This window comes from Actinomyces succiniciruminis, assembly GCF_900002405.1.
GTDB classification, from domain to species: domain Bacteria; phylum Actinomycetota; class Actinomycetes; order Actinomycetales; family Actinomycetaceae; genus Actinomyces; species Actinomyces succiniciruminis.
The window spans coordinates 53,990-69,988 of the sequence record NZ_LK995477.1 but is presented as its reverse complement, the minus strand read 5'-3'; the positions used below and the strand labels follow the sequence as shown (position 1 = coordinate 69,988).

General features: G+C 68.3%; 17 protein-coding genes. 15 read left to right on the top strand and 2 right to left on the bottom strand.

The genetic code is table 11. The annotated features are described in order from the left end of the window. Positions 1–111: 111 nt before the first annotated feature. Positions 112–960, bottom strand: coding sequence for a LysR family transcriptional regulator (locus BN1056_RS03750; protein ID WP_210579177.1), 849 nt, complete (start codon positions 958–960; stop codon positions 112–114). 140 nt (positions 961–1,100) lie between these two features. Between BN1056_RS03750 and BN1056_RS03745 the strand changes: the two genes are divergently transcribed. The 9 genes from BN1056_RS03745 to BN1056_RS03705 all read left to right on the top strand — a co-directional run bounded on the left by BN1056_RS03745 (position 1,101) and on the right by BN1056_RS03705 (position 8,438). Continuing rightward, positions 1,101–1,979 carry an aldo/keto reductase gene (locus BN1056_RS03745; RefSeq protein WP_210579174.1) on the top strand — a complete coding sequence of 293 codons (879 nt, stop codon included), beginning with the start codon at positions 1,101–1,103 and terminating at the stop codon, positions 1,977–1,979. 90 nt (positions 1,980–2,069) lie between these two features. After that, complete coding sequence (locus tag BN1056_RS03740; RefSeq protein ID WP_210579172.1) at positions 2,070–2,957, top strand: aldo/keto reductase; 888 nt, start codon at positions 2,070–2,072, stop codon at positions 2,955–2,957. Between the two features lie 96 nt (positions 2,958–3,053). Then, entirely contained in the window at positions 3,054–3,473 is a 420-nt protein-coding gene (locus tag BN1056_RS14590) for a cupin domain-containing protein (protein WP_244671487.1), read from the top strand. 47 nt (positions 3,474–3,520) lie between these two features. Then, a complete protein-coding gene (locus tag BN1056_RS03730; protein ID WP_210579170.1) occupies positions 3,521–3,850 on the top strand; it encodes a carboxymuconolactone decarboxylase family protein in 330 nt (109 codons plus the stop codon). An 87-nt stretch (positions 3,851–3,937) separates the two neighbouring features. Next, positions 3,938–4,945, top strand: coding sequence for an alpha/beta hydrolase (locus tag BN1056_RS03725; protein WP_210579169.1), 1,008 nt, complete (start codon positions 3,938–3,940; stop codon positions 4,943–4,945). A gap of 177 nt (positions 4,946–5,122) precedes the next feature. After that, a complete protein-coding gene (locus BN1056_RS03720) occupies positions 5,123–6,031 on the top strand; it encodes an alpha/beta hydrolase (RefSeq protein WP_210579166.1) in 909 nt (302 codons plus the stop codon). 45 nt (positions 6,032–6,076) lie between these two features. Continuing rightward, the gene (locus BN1056_RS03715; RefSeq protein ID WP_210579164.1) at positions 6,077–7,102 is read left to right on the top strand and encodes an alpha/beta hydrolase; all 1,026 of its coding nucleotides are present in this window, start codon (positions 6,077–6,079) and stop codon (positions 7,100–7,102) included. Positions 7,103–7,195: 93 nt separating this feature from the next. Next, positions 7,196–7,939, top strand: a complete 744-nt coding sequence (locus BN1056_RS03710) for an NAD(P)H-binding protein (RefSeq protein WP_210579162.1) — start codon at positions 7,196–7,198, stop codon at positions 7,937–7,939. Between the two features lie 37 nt (positions 7,940–7,976). Next, entirely contained in the window at positions 7,977–8,438 is a 462-nt protein-coding gene (locus BN1056_RS03705; RefSeq protein ID WP_210579160.1) for a flavodoxin family protein, read from the top strand. 116 nt (positions 8,439–8,554) lie between these two features. Here BN1056_RS03705 and BN1056_RS03700 read toward each other — a convergent pair whose 3' ends face one another. After that, positions 8,555–9,223, bottom strand: coding sequence for a TetR/AcrR family transcriptional regulator (locus BN1056_RS03700; protein ID WP_210579159.1), 669 nt, complete (start codon positions 9,221–9,223; stop codon positions 8,555–8,557). 174 nt (positions 9,224–9,397) lie between these two features. Here BN1056_RS03700 and BN1056_RS03695 point away from each other — a divergent pair, with 174 nt between their 5' ends. The 6 genes from BN1056_RS03695 (at position 9,398) to BN1056_RS03670 (ending at position 15,928) form a co-directional block, all read left to right on the top strand. Next, positions 9,398–10,270, top strand: coding sequence for an alpha/beta hydrolase (locus BN1056_RS03695; RefSeq protein ID WP_210579157.1), 873 nt, complete (start codon positions 9,398–9,400; stop codon positions 10,268–10,270). Positions 10,271–10,306: 36 nt separating this feature from the next. Beyond that, on the top strand, positions 10,307–11,248 hold the full coding sequence (locus tag BN1056_RS03690) for a prolyl oligopeptidase family serine peptidase (RefSeq protein ID WP_210579154.1): 942 nt from the start codon (positions 10,307–10,309) through the stop codon (positions 11,246–11,248). A gap of 81 nt (positions 11,249–11,329) precedes the next feature. Beyond that, positions 11,330–12,337: an aldo/keto reductase gene (locus tag BN1056_RS03685; RefSeq protein WP_210579151.1), complete on the top strand. Its 1,008-nt coding sequence runs from the start codon at positions 11,330–11,332 to the stop codon at positions 12,335–12,337. A gap of 34 nt (positions 12,338–12,371) precedes the next feature. Further along, entirely contained in the window at positions 12,372–13,289 is a 918-nt protein-coding gene (locus tag BN1056_RS03680; RefSeq protein WP_210579149.1) for a magnesium transporter CorA family protein, read from the top strand. A 216-nt stretch (positions 13,290–13,505) separates the two neighbouring features. After that, on the top strand, positions 13,506–14,174 hold the full coding sequence (locus BN1056_RS03675) for an SDR family NAD(P)-dependent oxidoreductase (RefSeq protein WP_210579148.1): 669 nt from the start codon (positions 13,506–13,508) through the stop codon (positions 14,172–14,174). Positions 14,175–15,010: 836 nt separating this feature from the next. Then, positions 15,011–15,928, top strand: coding sequence for a Fic family protein (locus BN1056_RS03670; protein ID WP_342343930.1), 918 nt, complete (start codon positions 15,011–15,013; stop codon positions 15,926–15,928). Positions 15,929–15,999: the final 71 nt, after the last annotated feature.

Sequence of the window (15,999 nt, the reverse complement as noted above, 5' to 3'; positions counted from 1 at the left end):
CACGCAACAGACAATCTAGACGCACACCATCCCTCAACCCGCCACACCCCCCCAAAACGGAAGAGCCCGTAACTGCAACCGATCTCGACGGTGGGAGCGGTGGGAAGCGACTCAGCCAACCCGGCTGCGCACCCAGTCGAAGACATCCGTGGCCTCGCTGCGCCCACCGGGCCGCAGCAGCAGGAAGAAGGTGGCATGGGCCATGGCGTCCCGAATCGGCACGACGACGCGGTCCGAAGCGAGCGCCGACAGGGCAGGCGCGTCGGAGACGAAGTGGGGCAGCGGAGAACTCTTGACCAGTTGTTCGAAAACGCCGCGGTCCTCCTGCACCACGAACTGGGAGTGGGGCAGGTAGCGGTCACAGCGCTCGCGCCAGAAGCCGATGTCTGCCAGGAGCAGGAAGGTCTCGCCGTCCAGCTCCGCGGCCGTCACCTGCTCGCGGTTCGCGAGCGCGTGCTCAGCGGGCAGGGCGACGGCGAGGTTCTCCACCATGAGCCGGGCCGAGCGCACGCTCGGCAGCGGATGGGGACGCAGCGAGATGCCCAGGTCCAGCTCGCCGCTCACAACGCCCTCCTCGACCTCCTCCCTGCCGAGACTCTGCGAGGTGAGCACCAGGCCGGGGAAGCGTTCGATGATCAGCGAGGTCAGCCGCCACAGCGGCGCGGGTGCGACCGCACCCACGCGCAGCGCCCGGGTGCGGCGGGCGACGTCGTCGAGGGCGGTGCGCATGGCCTGCTCCTCGCGCAGGATCCGCCCGGCATGCTCCAGAGCCACACGGCCCGCCTCGTTGAGCACCAGGCGGCGCCCCGGGCGGTCGAAGAGCGACTGGCCGAGCTCTGCCTCCAGACGCTGCAGCGAGCGGCTGAGGGCCGGCTGGGACAGGTGCAGGGTGCGCGCGGCGGCGCTGAGGGTGCCCTCCCGCGCGATCGCCTCCAGCTGGCGCAGCTGCTCGAAATCCACCAGTCCCCTCCCTCTGCTTATGCACGTAGCGCATCAAGAGTTCCGATATTGGCATTTTACATCCGCGCCCCTGGGGCGAAGACTTATGCACAGCGGGACGGCATTGAGCTGGTCCCGAAGCAAGTCCCAGGAGCGCATCAATGACCACCATCCCGTCCTTCACCATGAACAACGGCATCGACATCCCGGCGCTGGGCTACGGCGTCTTCCAGATGACCTCCGACCAGGTGCGCGAGCACCTGCCGCAGGCCCTCGAGCTGGGCTACCGGCACATCGACACGGCTAACGCCTACTTCAACGAGGTCGCCGTCGGCGAGGTGGTGCGCGATGCGATCGCCGCAGGCACCGTGAAGCGTGAGGACCTGTTCATCACCACCAAGTTGTTCCCGCAGTCCTACCCCTACGCGCAGGCCGTCAAGGACATCGACGCCACCCTGGAGCGCCTGGCTCTGGACTACGTTGATCTGCTGCTGTTCCACCAGCCCTACGGCGAGTACACCTCCGGTTGGAAGGCCATGGAGGAGGCCGTGGCCGCGGGCAAGGTGCGCTCCATCGGCCTGTCCAACTTCCCCATCGCCAAGTTCCAGGAGATCCTGGACGTCGCCGGCATCAAGCCGGTCGTCAACCAGGTGGAGGCCCACCCGCGCTGGAACCAGCACGAGCTGAAGGCGCAGATGGACCGGGCCGCCGGGGCCGAGGTCCTGGTGGAGGCCTGGTACCCGCTCGGCCACGGTGACAAGACCCTGTTGGAAGAGCCCGCGATCACCGCGGCCGCACAACGCACGGGCGCCACTGCCGCCCAGGTGATCCTGGCCTGGCACCTGGCGGAGAAGAACATCACCTTCCCCAAGACCCTCAACCCCGCCCACATGGCCGATAACCTCGCCGCCCTCGACGTGAAGTTGACGGAGGCGGAGATCGCTGCGATCAACGAGATCCCGCAGGCCCCCTACTACGTGATCCCGGACGAGCCGCCCGCCTTCACGACGACGGTCATGGACTACTCCCAGCAGGCCTGACCCGTCCGAGCCTGGCCGGTCGTCACGGCGTCGGCCAACCGCCGAGATCGGCCCCCCAACCACTCAAGACCCGCATCAGGAGAGAAACCCATGACCACCACCGTCCCCACCAAGACCCTCAACAACGGCGTCGAGATGCCCGTGCTCGGCTACGGCGTCTTCCAGACCCCGCCCGATGAGACCGAGCGCTGCGTGAGCGAGGCCCTCGAGGTCGGCTACCGGCTCATCGACACCGCCCAGGCCTACGGCAACGAGGAGGGCGTCGGCGCGGCCGTCGCGAAGAGCGGCCTGCCGCGCGACGAGGTGTTCATCACCTCCAAGATCTGGGTGTCCAACATGAACTACGAGCGCGCCACCGCCTCCATCGACGAGTCGCTGGAAAAGCTCGGCACCGACCACATTGACCTGATGCTGCTGCACCAGGCGATGGGCGACTACCCGGGCGCCTACCGGGCCATGGAGGACGCCTACAAGGCTGGCAAGCTGCGCGCCATCGGCGTGTCCAACTTCTACCCCGAGCGCCTGGTGGATGTGGCCGCGCTGGCCGAGATCACGCCGGCGGTCAACCAGATCGAGACGCACCCCTTCCGCCAGCAGGACGCCGCGCACGCGGTCATGGCCGAACTCGGCGTGGTGCACGAGGCGTGGGCGCCCTTCGCCGAGGGGCAGAACAACATCTTCGCCAACCCGGTCCTCGCCGAGATCGGCGCCAAGTACGGCAAGAAGCCCGGGCAGGTGATCCTGCGGGCGCTGATCCAGAAGGACGTCGTGGTCATCCCGAAGTCCACGCACCGCAACCGCATGGAGGAGAACTTCGACGTCTTCGACTTCGAACTGACCGAGGAGGACCTGGCGACCTTCTCCGCCCTGGACGACGGCACGCTGCCGCGCATCTTCGACCACTACGACCCGAAGGTCGTGGGCTGGCTGCTGCGCGACATGGTCAAGCAGCAGATCGGCGGCGGCTCGCTGTACTGAGCCCCTCCCCGGTCCCGTTCTGGCGGCCAGGGACCGCCCGGCCCGGGCCATTCCGCTTCCTTTCCACACCGATCCTTCATTACATCCAAAGAACCCATGACCACCATTGACGAACTGAAACAGTCCTATCTGCCCTTCGGCGAGGAGAACACCCGCTTCGCGGCGCACTTCAGCGGCAAGAGCTACCTGGGCGTACTCACCCTCGAACAGGTCCCGGCCTTCACCGTCTCCTTCGAGGCCGGCTGCCGCAACGACTGGCACATCCACCAGGCCACCTCCGGCGGGGGTCAGATCCTCATCGCCACCGCCGGCCGCGGCTGGTACCAGGCGTGGGGCGAGCCGGCCCGTGAGCTGAAGCCCGGCGACGTCGTCAACATCCCCGCCGGTCTCAAGCACTGGCACGGCGCCGCCGCCGACACGGCCTTCCAGCACATCGCCCTGGAGGTCCCCGGCGAGGGCACCGTCACTGAGTGGTGCGAGCCCGTCTCCGACGCCGATTACCGGGCATTGGCCTGAAATACCCATTAAACCCACTTCACTACTCGCAGGAGGAACCACCCACCATGGCTGAGAAGCAGACCGCCGGCCGCGACCGCCTGGGCGACCTGGCCCCGCAGTTCGCCGCTCTCAACGACGACGTGCTCTTCGGGGAGGTCTGGGCGCGCGAGGAGCAGCTCAGCGCCCGCGACCGCTCCATGATCACCATCGCCGCGCTCTTCTCCGCGGGACTGTACCCCCAGTTGAAGAGCCACCTCGCGCTCGGCAAGGCCCACGGCATCACCAAGGAGGAGGCCGTGGAGATCGTCACCCAGTTGGCCTTCTACTGCGGCTGGCCCAAGGCCTGGAGCACCTTCCCCATGATCGACGAGATCTGGGGCGACGACGAGGCCTGAGCCCCGCGAGCCCGGCACAGGCCACGGGGCTGCCGGCCAGGCGGCCCCGGTTCATCCACCACCGACCAGACAGGCACATCCTCACCAATGAGCAACCCCATCGTCATCGCCCGCCAGGGCGCCTTCCAGGCGGGCGGAACCGTCCAGACCGCCCCCGGCACCTTCGACGCGGTCACCGGCCAGCTGGCCGAGGCCGGGCAGACCCGCCACTCGGACCACGCGCACGTCTTCTACCAACTGCCCGAGGACGCCAACGGCCACAAACTGGTCTTCCTGCACGGATTCGGCCAGTCCTTCTCAGGTTGGCAGTCCACCCCGGACGGCCGCGAGGGCTGGGCAGACTTCTTCCTGCGCCGTGGCTACGGCATCTACCTGGTCGACCAGCCGCGCCGCGGGCAGGCCGGCCAGTCCTCCGTGCCGGTGGAGATCACGGCCACCCCGGACGACCAGAACTGGTTCACCCAGTTCCGCATGGGGCGCTGGCCCGAGTTCGCCGAGGGCATCCAGCTGCCCACCGACGACGAGTCCATGGACCAGTTCTTCCGCCAGATGACACCCGACACCGGCGAGTTCGACATCCCGGTCATCACGGATGCCCTGGTCGCCGTGCTGGAGAAGTCCGGTCCGGCCACCTTTGTCACCCACTCGCAGGGCGGTATCCCCGGCTGGTTCATCGCCGCCGCGAGCCCGAACATCGAGTCCGTCGTGGCCATCGAGCCCGGCAGCTTCCTGTTCCCGGAGGACGAGTGCCCGGAGCCGATCACCACCGAGTATCCGGTGGCGGCGGCCGGCATCCCGGTCCCGGCGGAGCAGTTCGAGGCGCTGACACGGTTCCCGATCCGCGTCTACTACGGGGACTACATTCCCGCCGAGGGCGTGGACGAGGAGGTGCCCGCCAACCAGTTCTGGCGCGGCGTCCTGGCGATCGCCCGCGAGTTCGAGCGGGTCGTGAACGCCCATGGCGGCGACTGCGAGGTCGTTGTGCTGCCGGAAGAGGGCATCCGCGGCAACGATCACTTCATGTTCCAGGACCGCAACTCCGATGAGATCGCCGCGCATATCCACGCCTGGCTCGACTCGAAGGGGCTGGCCTGACCGCCCTCGTCCGGCCGGGATCCGCTGATGCTGACGCGCCGGAGGCTCTGCCGCACCGCCGCAACCGTGGTGGCCGCACTGGCGGCCACCACGGGCTGCTCGCGTACGACGCCATCGGCCGCGCGGACGGCGGCGGCCAGCGCGACGGACACGGCAGGCGCAGGAGGTGACTGGGCCGTGAACAGCAGCACGCTCATCACGGATGTCATCGACAACCCGCTGTTGGAGGACTACGGGCGCTTCCTGTTCCCCATCACCTTCAACACGCCCCAGCCGGGCGACACGCTGGCAGACGTGCCCGACCTGCTCACCTGGTACTCCCATGTAGACACCGCCACCACGGTCGACGTCATAGGCGACCTACTGGAGCGCCGGGCGGGTGGGGAGACGGTCTTCTACAGCATCTACACCGAGGCCGAGCGGGCGAGCGACCCCAGCCTTGAGGACACCGGCCTGTTCGTCTTCCCCGCCCGGGGAGCGGCGGAGGGCACCCGGCCGCGCGTGGCCGTCTGCAACGCCGGTGGGGGCTTCGCCTACGTGGCCTCCATCCACGACTCCATGCCGCACGCCCTGTGGCTGTCCCGCCACGGCTACACGGCCTTCACGTTGCAGTACCGGCCGAACGCCCAGACCGGCTGCGAGGACCTGGCCCGGGCCATCTCCTTCATCCATGCCCACGCCGATGAGCTCGGTGTGAACCCGGAGGGCTACTCGCTTTGGGGCGGCTCTGCGGGTGCGCGCCTGGCCGCCTATCTGGGGTCCTACGGCCCCGCCCGATTCGGGGGCGACGACGTGCCCGGCCCCGGCGCCGTCGTCATGCAGTACACGGGGCACTCGGACCTTTCGGGCGCGGAGCCGGCGACCTTCGCCTGCGTGGGCACGGCGGACGGCATCGCGTCCTGGCGGACCATGCAGGCCCGCACGGACGCCATCGCGGCCGCGGGCACCCCCACCGAGTTCCACGCCTACGACGGCCTGCCGCACGGCTTCGGGCTCGGCATCGGGACCGTCGCCGAGGGCTGGATCGAGGACGCCGCCGCCTTCTGGCAGGCGCAAATCGACGCGTCCGCCGCCGGACGGGGCTGAGCCTCACCCCGGGTGAGGTGGCCCGAGTCAACAGGAGACGAAGACATGAGGAAAGGAATGATGCACGCCATGACCCGACGCACCTTCGGCCGCGGAGCCGGCCTGCTGGCCGCCGCCGGCGCCCTAAGCGCCTGCACGGGCAACCGGGACGGCGGCGGCACCGTCGGCCCCTCCGCCGACCTCGCCGCGGTACGCGACTACGTCAAGCTGGACTCCTCCCCCACCTTCAGCGGCGTCGACTTCGATCATGTCAGTCCCGACCCCGCCACCGTCGAGGGAACCGTGGCGACGGCGACGGTCGACCCGGCCCGCAGCCAGTGCCTGTTCCTGTGGGAGGAGGCGGGCGCGCCCGCCACCACCGCCCCCAGCGGTTCGGGTTACGACCCGGCCAGTTTCCGCCCCACGGTGACGAGCGTGCCCGCGGCCGGGGACACGGTCAGGGGCGCCGTGCTGCTGTGCGCCGGCGGCGCCTTCGCCCTGCGCGGGGACAACTCCGACTGCTACCCGACCGCCGCGGAGCTTTCCGCACGCGGGTATCACTGCTTCGTGGTCGACTACCGGGTGCGGCCGTACACGCAGGCCGAGGCCGGGGTGGACCTGGCCCGCGCCATCCGCTTCGTGCGCGCCCACGCCGACGACTACGGCCTGCCCAGCCCGCAGCACATCGCCCTGGGCGGCTACTCCGCCGGCGGCATCCTGTGCGGGGAGACGATCCTGAACTGGTCGGGAAGCACCTCCCCCGCCGAACTCGACGCCGACTACAGGCCGGACGCACTCGACTCCGTGAGCGCCGACGCCACCGCGACGGCGATGATCTACTCCTTCTACGGGCGATTGTCGGTGGCCGAGCTCGCCCCGGACCGCCTGACCGGCGTGGTGCCGACCTACTACTGCTATGGCACCCGCGACCCGTTCTACGACCAGTTCGAGGCGCAGGTGGAGGTCATGGCCGCCCGGGGAGCCACGGTCCACGCCCGCGTGCTCGACGGCTGGCCCCACGGCTTCGGCGCCGAGGGCGGCTGGATCGAGGAGTACGACGACTTCATGCAGCGGGCCTTCGCGGACGCCTGACCGCCCTCAGCGCTATAAGCGCGGCCGCCTCCGACATCACCGAACAACCACGAACCACACATTTCCACAGAACTCTGCAGAAGGAACACTGCCATGTCCGACACCCGCACCGTCCTCGTCATCGGCGCCACCGGCCAGGTGGGCCGCGTCGTCGTCGCGGAGGCCCTGGCCCGGGGGCTGAGCGTCCGGGCCCAGTCCCGCAACGCCGCCCGGGCCGCCCGCTCCCTGCCCGCCGGGGCCGATATCGTCGAGGCCTCCCCCACCGATGCCGCCTCACTGGCCGCGGTCCTGGACGGCGTCGACGTCGTCATCCTCACCCACGGCGGGGATGCCGACCTGGAGCACAACTATTACGCCGTCATCCCCGCACTGTTGGAGGCCCTGACCGATCGGCCGGAGGTCTACATCAGCCTGATGACCTCCATGTACATCTCCCACCCGTCCGGCGAGTCCTGGGACTGGAAGCGCCGCGCCGAGCGGCTGGTGCGCGCCTCCGGGCACCCGTACACGATCGTCCGGCCCGGCTGGTTCGACTACCAGGGACCTGACGACACCCAGATCGACCTGCGCCAGGGCGACCTCGTGGAGGGGCAGCCCGGCGTGGACCGCCACCACATCGCCCAGGTGCTTATCGAGGGCGCCCTGAACCCCTCCGGAGAGCACCGCACCGTGGAGGTCTTCTCCCGGCCGGGCGCACCGGTCACCGACTTCGAGGCGCTGTTCGCCGCGACTCAGCCGGACACCGAGGCGGGCCGCGGCGCGCTCGACCAGGACCTCGTGCCGCTCGCCGATGAGCCCGCCCGCGTGCAGGCCGACATCGACCGCCTCGACGCCTGACCGCACGATCCAACCAACTCCGAGGAACGAGACTCCCATGATCCTCTTCGTCAACGGCAGCCCGCACCGCGACGGGCGCACCGCCCAGATGGCGGCCGACCTGCTCGCCGGTCTCGACTACGAGACTCTCGACCTGGTCGACTACCGCATCGAGCCCCTGTACTCCGAGCGCGCGGTCGGCGACCAGTTCGAGCAGGTGCTGGCACGGCTCCTGGATGCGGACGTCATCGTGCTCGGCACGCCCGTGTACTGGCACTCGCTCGGTGCCCTGCCCCGCACCCTCCTTGAGCGCATGTATGGAGCACCGTCGGTCGAGCTGGCTGGCCGGAGGCTCGCCTTCTTCACCCAGGGTGACCAGCCTCGCGCGGAGCCCGGGATGGGTGCGACGACGTACACGATCACCCGCTTCGCGGGCCTTTACGGCCTAGACCTGATTGGGACCGCCTTCGGCGCGGGCGACCTGCCGGCCCTGCGCAAAGCCATAGAGGCGGCAGTATGAGTAGCCGAACGCAAAGCAGGGAGTATGCCGACTCTTCCGGGGCGGCCCTGTACTGAGCGCCCGGCAGGCCGCCCGTTATGCCCCACTGGCGGGCGGCCTGCAACCACGGCGAGCGCCTACCGCGGCAGCGACCGGGTGAGACCGGTCAGATAGATCTCGACGAAGTCCGCGAGTTCGCCGCAGAATCCGCCCTCGGGCAGAGGCATGCCGGCGGCCTGCATCGCCTGCATCTGGGTCGGGGCCCCGTGCAGGTGACCATGCAGGGCGGCGGCGTGATAGACGAGCGCCCGATACGCCGTCGATGCGGCTTCCACGCCCAGGCCGGGTACCTGCCGCTGGACGACGGCGATTGCGCCTTGGACGTCCGTCTCGAGATCACGCTTGAAGGCGGTCAGCACGTCCAGGGGCACGTTCGTCTCGATGACGGAGGTGAGCAGCGTTTGGTAGCGCAGGTAGTCGTGGTGTCGATCCGTCACCTCGGCCCACCGGCGCGCGAACTCGGCAACGGGCAGTGGCTCGGCCGTCACGGCGGGCGCCGGAAAGGCACGGGCGATCGCTCGAACATAAGCGGCACTGCGGTCCCGGTACAGGTCCAGGAAGATCTCTTCCTTGGTGTGCGCGTAGCGGTAGAGATTTCCGCGGGACCACCCGAGCTCCTTGGCAATGGAGGCGAGCGTGACGCCATGAAACCCCTGAGCGGCGAAGAGGCGGTCGGTGGCGGCCTTGATCTCCTCCAGACGCTCGGCCTTGTGCTCGGCGCTGTAGGCACGCTGATAGTCGGCCATACCCCTCCTCGCTGCTCCTTGCCCGTTCACAGCCCCGGGTCATCCGTTGCTGCCATCACACTATCCGGGCTTGTCCCGCATTGACAAGTGACGGTCCGTCACGTAGCTTTCTTCTACGACAAGTGACGAACCGTCACTTGTGACTATGTTCCGCTACTCGAAACGGAGACAACTTTGGACACCCAGAAGGTCGTCTTCACCAACAAGGACCTGAACCTGCGCCTGGCGGGCCTGCTCCGCCTGCCCACCGACTTCGACCTGAGCCGGAACTACCCCGCCATCGTCGTCACCGGCCCGATGCTCTCCGTCAAGGAGCAGGCGCAGAGCGTGTACGCCGAACGGCTGACCGAGCTCGGCTACGTCACCCTCGTCTTCGACGGCGCCTACTTCGGCGAGAGCGAGGGCACCCCGCGCCAGCAGGAACTGCCCGACGTCAAGGAGACCGATATCGAGGGCGCAGTCGACTTCCTCCAGTCCCTGCCCTTCGTCGACGACGACCGCATCGGCGGCCTGGGCATCTGCGGCTCTGGCTCCTACATGTCGGTGGCCGGGGTCAAGGAGCCGCGACTGAAGGCGATCACCGCCATCGTCCCCGCCATCTCCGACATCTCCACCTCCGCCATGGCCGGCTTCTTCAAGCCCGAGGACGAGGTACGGGCCGCGAAGGCCGCCTACGAGAGCGGCGAGGGCGAACTGGAGCACCTGAACTTCATGCCGCGCGCCTTCGATGAGGGCGCCGCCTACTACTACACCGCCCGCGGCACGCACCCGCGCTGGAGCAACGACGTCGTCGCCTGGAGCCAACTCGAGCTGGTCTCCTACAACGTGCCCGAGATCATGAAGGACATGACCAAGCCCTACCTGGTCGTCACCGGCGAGAACGCCTGGAGCCGCCAGGCCTCCACCGAGGTCTTCGAGGCGGTGCCGGGCGAGAACAAGCAGATGCACGTCATCGGCGAGGCCGGCCACTTCGACATGTACGACCTGGCCCCCTACGTCTCCAAGGCCTTCGGCTTCATCGAGCCCTTCTTCGCCGAGAACCTGTGACGGTCTCGAGGTGAGCCATCAGGCGGAGACGGCGCCATGCCGCTGAAGCGACGGATGCTGCTGCGCTCCGCCGTCGGGGTGATCTCACCGCTGCTCCTGCTTTCGCTCGCGGACTGCGCGGGCAGAAGCAGGAGCAGCACCGTATCGGCCGAGCCCTCCGATGAATCCAGCGCAGGAGAGGAGCCACCGAGTATGTCGACGCCGCAACACGGCGGATCGACTCCCATCCCGACCGACGGAGCCCTGGGGACCCTGGTGGAGGGAACCATGGTCGATCGCGGCTTCGTCGTCGACGACTTGCTGCAGGGCTCCCCTGCAAGCGATATCCACTTCAGCCTGCACGTCCCGGACTCCTACGACGGCGACACACCTTTCGCCCTGTACGTCGCCTGCCCCGGCTGGGGGGGGGGCCTGTGGTTCCAGGGCGTGGGCGCTCACCTGGGCGAGGACTTCGCCTTCGTCGCCAACGACTACGTGCCGGACATGATCATCGCCTCCCCGCAGTTGGAGGACTGGGGTGAGACCTCCGCCCGCCAATGCATCGCCCTGACCCGCTGGCTGATGTCCGCCTACAACATCGACGCCTCACGCGTGTACCTGTCCGGCTACTCCGGCGGCGGCGAGACGATCTCACTCGTGATGGGTCTGGAGCCCGCCCTGTACCGGCGGGCCCTGCATCTATGCTCCCAGTGGGACGGCGACCTGGATGCCCTGGCGGCCTCGCGCGTGCCCATGCGCATGTCCACCGGGGCCAATGACGACTACTACGGCTCCGCACCGGTGAGCCGCACCTACGCCCAGCTGCGGGAGAAGTACCTGGCCGCGGGCCTGAGTCAGGAGGGGATCGACGAGCTGGTCGTGCTGGACGTGAAGCCGGACGAGTACTTCGAGGGCCACACGGACTTCTACGGCGAGCACGGCGGCGGGCTCGAGCTCTTCCCGCACGACGCCGAGGTCATGGGCTGGTTGTTCCAGTAGCCCACGTAGGGCGCGCCACCTATAGGGTTGTGCCGACGGCCGCCGTCGAGCAGCGGCGTCTTGAAAACGGAGGGGACGAGAATGCGTACGCGGCACCTGGGAACTCTGGAGGTATCCGAGATCGGCATGGGTTGCATGGGCCTGTCCCACGGCTACGGGCACATCCCGCCGGAGGCGGAGTCGGTCGCGGCGATCCGCGCCGCTCATGACGCCGGCTGCACCTTCTTCGACACCGCCGAGGCCTACGGACCGAACCTCGATCCGGCCAACCGGGGCCACAATGAGCGCATCGTCGGCAAGGCGGTCGCCCCCTTCCGGGACGACGTCGTCCTGGCCACCAAGCTGCATCTGCCGACCGAGGAAGTGCGGGCCGACGGCGTGGTGGACACGCTGCGCCACCACCTGGTGGCCTCCCTGGCGCGCCTGGGTACCGACTGCGTCGACCTGTACTACCTGCACCGTGTCAACCCCGAGGTGCCGGTTGAGGAGGTGGCCGACGGCATGGGCCGTCTCATCCAGGAGGGGCTGATTCGCGGCTGGGGCCTGTCCCAGGTGGATGTGCCGGTCATCCGCGCCGCCCACGATGTGACACCCGTGACCGCCGTGCAGAACATCTACTCCATGGTTGAGCGCGGCATTGAGGCGGAGGTTCTGCCGTACTGCGCCGAGCAGGGTATCGGCGTCGTCCCCTTCTCCCCCATCGCCTCCGGGCTGCTGTCCGGGAAGGTCACCACGGCCACACAGTTCGAGGAGCACGACGACGTGCGCAACCTGGTGCCGCAGCTGCGGCCCGAGAACCTGGCCGCCAACCGGCCGATCGTGGACCTGCTGGCACGCTTCGCCGCAGAGAAGGGCGCCACCAGCGCCCAGATCAGCCTGGCGTGGATGCTCGCGAAGTGGCCGCATGTGGTGCCGATTCCGGGTTCGAAGCGCAAGGAGCGGATCCTGGAGAACCTCGGCGCCGCGGATGTCTCGCTCACAGGCGCGGAGCTGGACCGGCTGGAGGCGGCGCTGGACGCCGTCGAGGTTCACGGGCACCGCGGCTTCGACGAGTCCGAGGGGCGCAGTTTTCTACGCGGCTCTCGCTGAGGCCGACGGCGCCCTACTACACCGAGGAGAATCCGTGCACTACCTGATCGACGAGTCACTGACTCCGTGCGCCCCGGAGGATCTGCGCAACACGGACAGACAGTTCGTCGCCGTGCTGACTCCCGATCAGTGGACCCAGCGCCGCAGCACCTTCGAGCTGGGCATCGACATCGACCCCGACCCCGACGTCGCCCTGGGCACTCAGGCCGAGGTCAACTACGACGCGATCACCGGCACGATCTTCATCCCGGATCGCACGTCGCCCGATGCTCCGGAAAAGCGCTTCGCCTTCGCGCTGGACGAGAAGGGCGTGGTCCTCATCGACGCCCAGGAGACGGCCGCGGGACTCGTGGCGGCCATCGCCGCCGCACGTCGCTGGCGTCGACCGGGGCTGGAGCGTTTCCTGGCCGACTTCCTCATGCAGATCATCAAGGACGACGCGGCCCTCCTGCGCGGCTACGAGCGCGAACTCGACCGCATGGAGGACGCGATTCTGGCAGACACGGCCGCGGGCGCCTCGGAGCGCATCAACGATATGCGCTCCGAACTACGCGACCTCGACACCCACTACAACGACCTCATGGACCTGACCCAGGTCCTAGAGGAGAACGAGAACGGCTTCTTCCGCGAGGAGGACCTGCGGTACTTCCGCACGGTCTACGGCCGACTCGACAAGCTGCGCGATCAGGCGTCCTCCCTGCGCGACCAGGCCCTCCAGATGCGTGACCTGTACAAGATGCACCTGGACGTGCGGCAAAACCACATTATGGCGGCGCTCACGATCGTCACCGCGATTTTCGCGCCGCTGACGCTCATCGTCGGCTGGTACGGGATGAACTTCGAGCACATGCCCGAGCTCGCGTGGCCGTGGAGCTATCCGGCCGTCGCGGTCCTGAGCGTTCTGGTGGTCATCGGCTGTATCGCCTTCTTCAAGCACCGCAAGTGGCTGTGACAGCCGTAAACGGCGCTTCCGGGAGGCACTGGCAGGGACTCCCGAAATCGGAAAGACCGGCATAGCCTGCCGGAGGCGGCGCAGTGCGGCGCCGACGGCCGCGACGCGTTACCCGTGCCAGTCCGGGCACGCCACTCTCGCCGGTCTCGGTGCAAAGCCACCAGGACAGAAGGCCGAATCAACATCAAGCAAAGCCGGAAACCGGAGGAAATCACCATGACCACCATCGCCATCATCGGCGGCGGCCCGGGACTGGGCCGCGCCGTCGCCCGCCGCTTCGGGCGGGAGGGCTTCGACGTCGCCCTGATCTCCCGCAGCCGCCAGCACCTGGACGAGCGGGTTGCCGCCCTGAGTGCCGACGGCATCAACGCTCGCGGCTACGTCGCCGACGGCCGCGACGGCGAGGCGCTGGCCCGGGCCCTGGCCGACGCCGCCGGTGAGCTCGGCCCCATCGAGGTGCTCCAGTGGAGTCCCGTGCCGGCCCGCGAGTTCATGAAGCCCGTGCTGGAGACGAGCGCCGAGGACCTGGTCGGCCCCATCGAGATGTCCGTCTACGGCCCCGTAAACGCGGTGCGCCAGGTATTGCCGGGCATGCGTGAGCTCGGCCGCGGCACGATCCTGCTGATCAACGGAGGCTCCGCCGTCCGCCCGGGACAGAACGTCACGGGCACCTCGGTCGCCTTCGCCGGGGAGAGCGCCTACGGGCAGCTCCTCCACGACGCGCTTGCCCCCGAGGGGATTCACGTCGCCCAGCTGATCATTCCGCGCGGCATCGGCGGCGGCGAGCCCTCCCACGAGCCGGAGGCCCTGGCCGGCCGCATCTGGGAACTGCACGCACAGCACGACGGCGACTTCCGCACCTTCGTGGAGCCCATGGAGGCCTGACCCCGACCATGCACGCCCGCCGGGTCCACGAACCACGCGGCAGCGTATGCGCCGACGTCGGCCCCGCCCGAACGCTTGCCCGTAGGGGAAGCCAGGCGGCGTAATGGCGAGGCGCCACCGGGCGGCAACCGGTTGGCTCCCCGATGCAGACGGCTCAGTTGAACCACCTGCCGAGGGCATACACAAGGACACCAATGGCCCGGATCAGATGAGCGAGAGACTCGAACACTTCGCTCACCTGCCGGGCCATTCCCTTGCCCTTGCGGACTTTGGCATGTCGGTCCCCTCAGCTTGGACACGGCTCCGACCTCCTTCTCGGCCAAGGACATGGATTGTTCCGAGAGGAGGTGCCGAAGAAGGCGCTTCTGACGCGGAATCACCTTCAAGAACACGCCCAGTTGGACCGCCCACACCCCGTTGGACCGCCCACGCCCCGTTGGACCGCTGTAACCGGCGGCTACGGCGGTCCAACGGGGGAACAAGGGTCCAACGGGGGAACAAGGGTCCAACCGGGGGAACAAGGGTCCAACCGGGGGAACAGGGGTCCAACGGGCGGGTCGGCGGCCGCGCACGCCAACACCCAAGACACCCAACCGCACGCAGACATCCAACCACTCACACAACCAGCCCTTGCACGCTCCGAGACGACGCAACGCCCGCGGGCTCCTAGGGTTATCGGCACCTACCGTCAGCCTTTCAACGCCATCATTACCGCCAGTGACGGTAAACTTTGGCGGTGATCGGCGTCTCATACGATCGGACGCCGTCGGACCGACAGGAAGCAGATGGCTTATACGCCCCCCTTCACCCGCACGCCCGCAATCGACAACTTATGCATGGAGATCGCGGAACTCGTTGGGACGCTCGGCCCCGCTTCCCCACTGAGCACGAGCCCGCAGCTGCACCGCGAGCTGCGCATTCGCACGATCCACTCCTCGCTGATGATCGAGGGCAATGTCCTCTCAGAAGACGCCGTCACGGCGATCATCGACGGCAAACGCGTGCTCGGGCCATCCCGGGAGATTCGTGAGGTCGAGAATGCCCACCGCGCCTACGAAATCATGGACCAGTTGGATCCATACTCGATCACCGATCTCCTGCGGGCCCATGGCGTGATGATGGACGGGATCATTGAAGACGCCGGTCGGCTGCGCAATGCAAATGCCGGTGTCTTCGACGGCGATCGGCTCATCCATGCGGGCACGCCCGCCGCCTACGTGCCCGAGGTCATGGCCGAGCTGTTCGACTGGATGCGGCACACCGACCTCCACCCGCTGCTCGTTTCCTGTGTCTTCCACTACGAGTTCGAGTTCATTCATCCCTTCACCGATGGCAATGGCCGGACCGGGCGGTTGTGGCACACATTGCTGCTGGCCCGTTGGCGCCCAGTCCTGAGGTGGCTGCCGATTGAGACGGTGATCCGCGACCGGCAGCGGGAGTATTACGCGACGCTCGCCCATTCGAACGCCGTGGGCACCTGCGAGGACTTTGTCGCCTTTATACTCACCGTGATCCGCCAGGCGCTGATGCCGTATGCGAAGCCCTCTGCGCAAACTGTCGCGGACAGCCGCGAGGAGCAGGCGCTGAGCCTCTTTTCGGGGAGCCCGACGGCGACCGTCGCCGACCTGGCCGACCTCCTCGGCTGCTCCCGCCGGACCGCCGAACGTGTCGTCGCCGACCTGCGCGCCTCGGGCCGCCTGCGGCGCGAGGGTAGCGCCCGGGCGGGCCGCTGGCGGGTCACGGACGCGGACTAGACCTTGGCTGCGTGGCCCTCATGGGCGCAGGCGGCCCCGTCTGTGCGAAGTCGCGTAGGTCCAAAACGCGG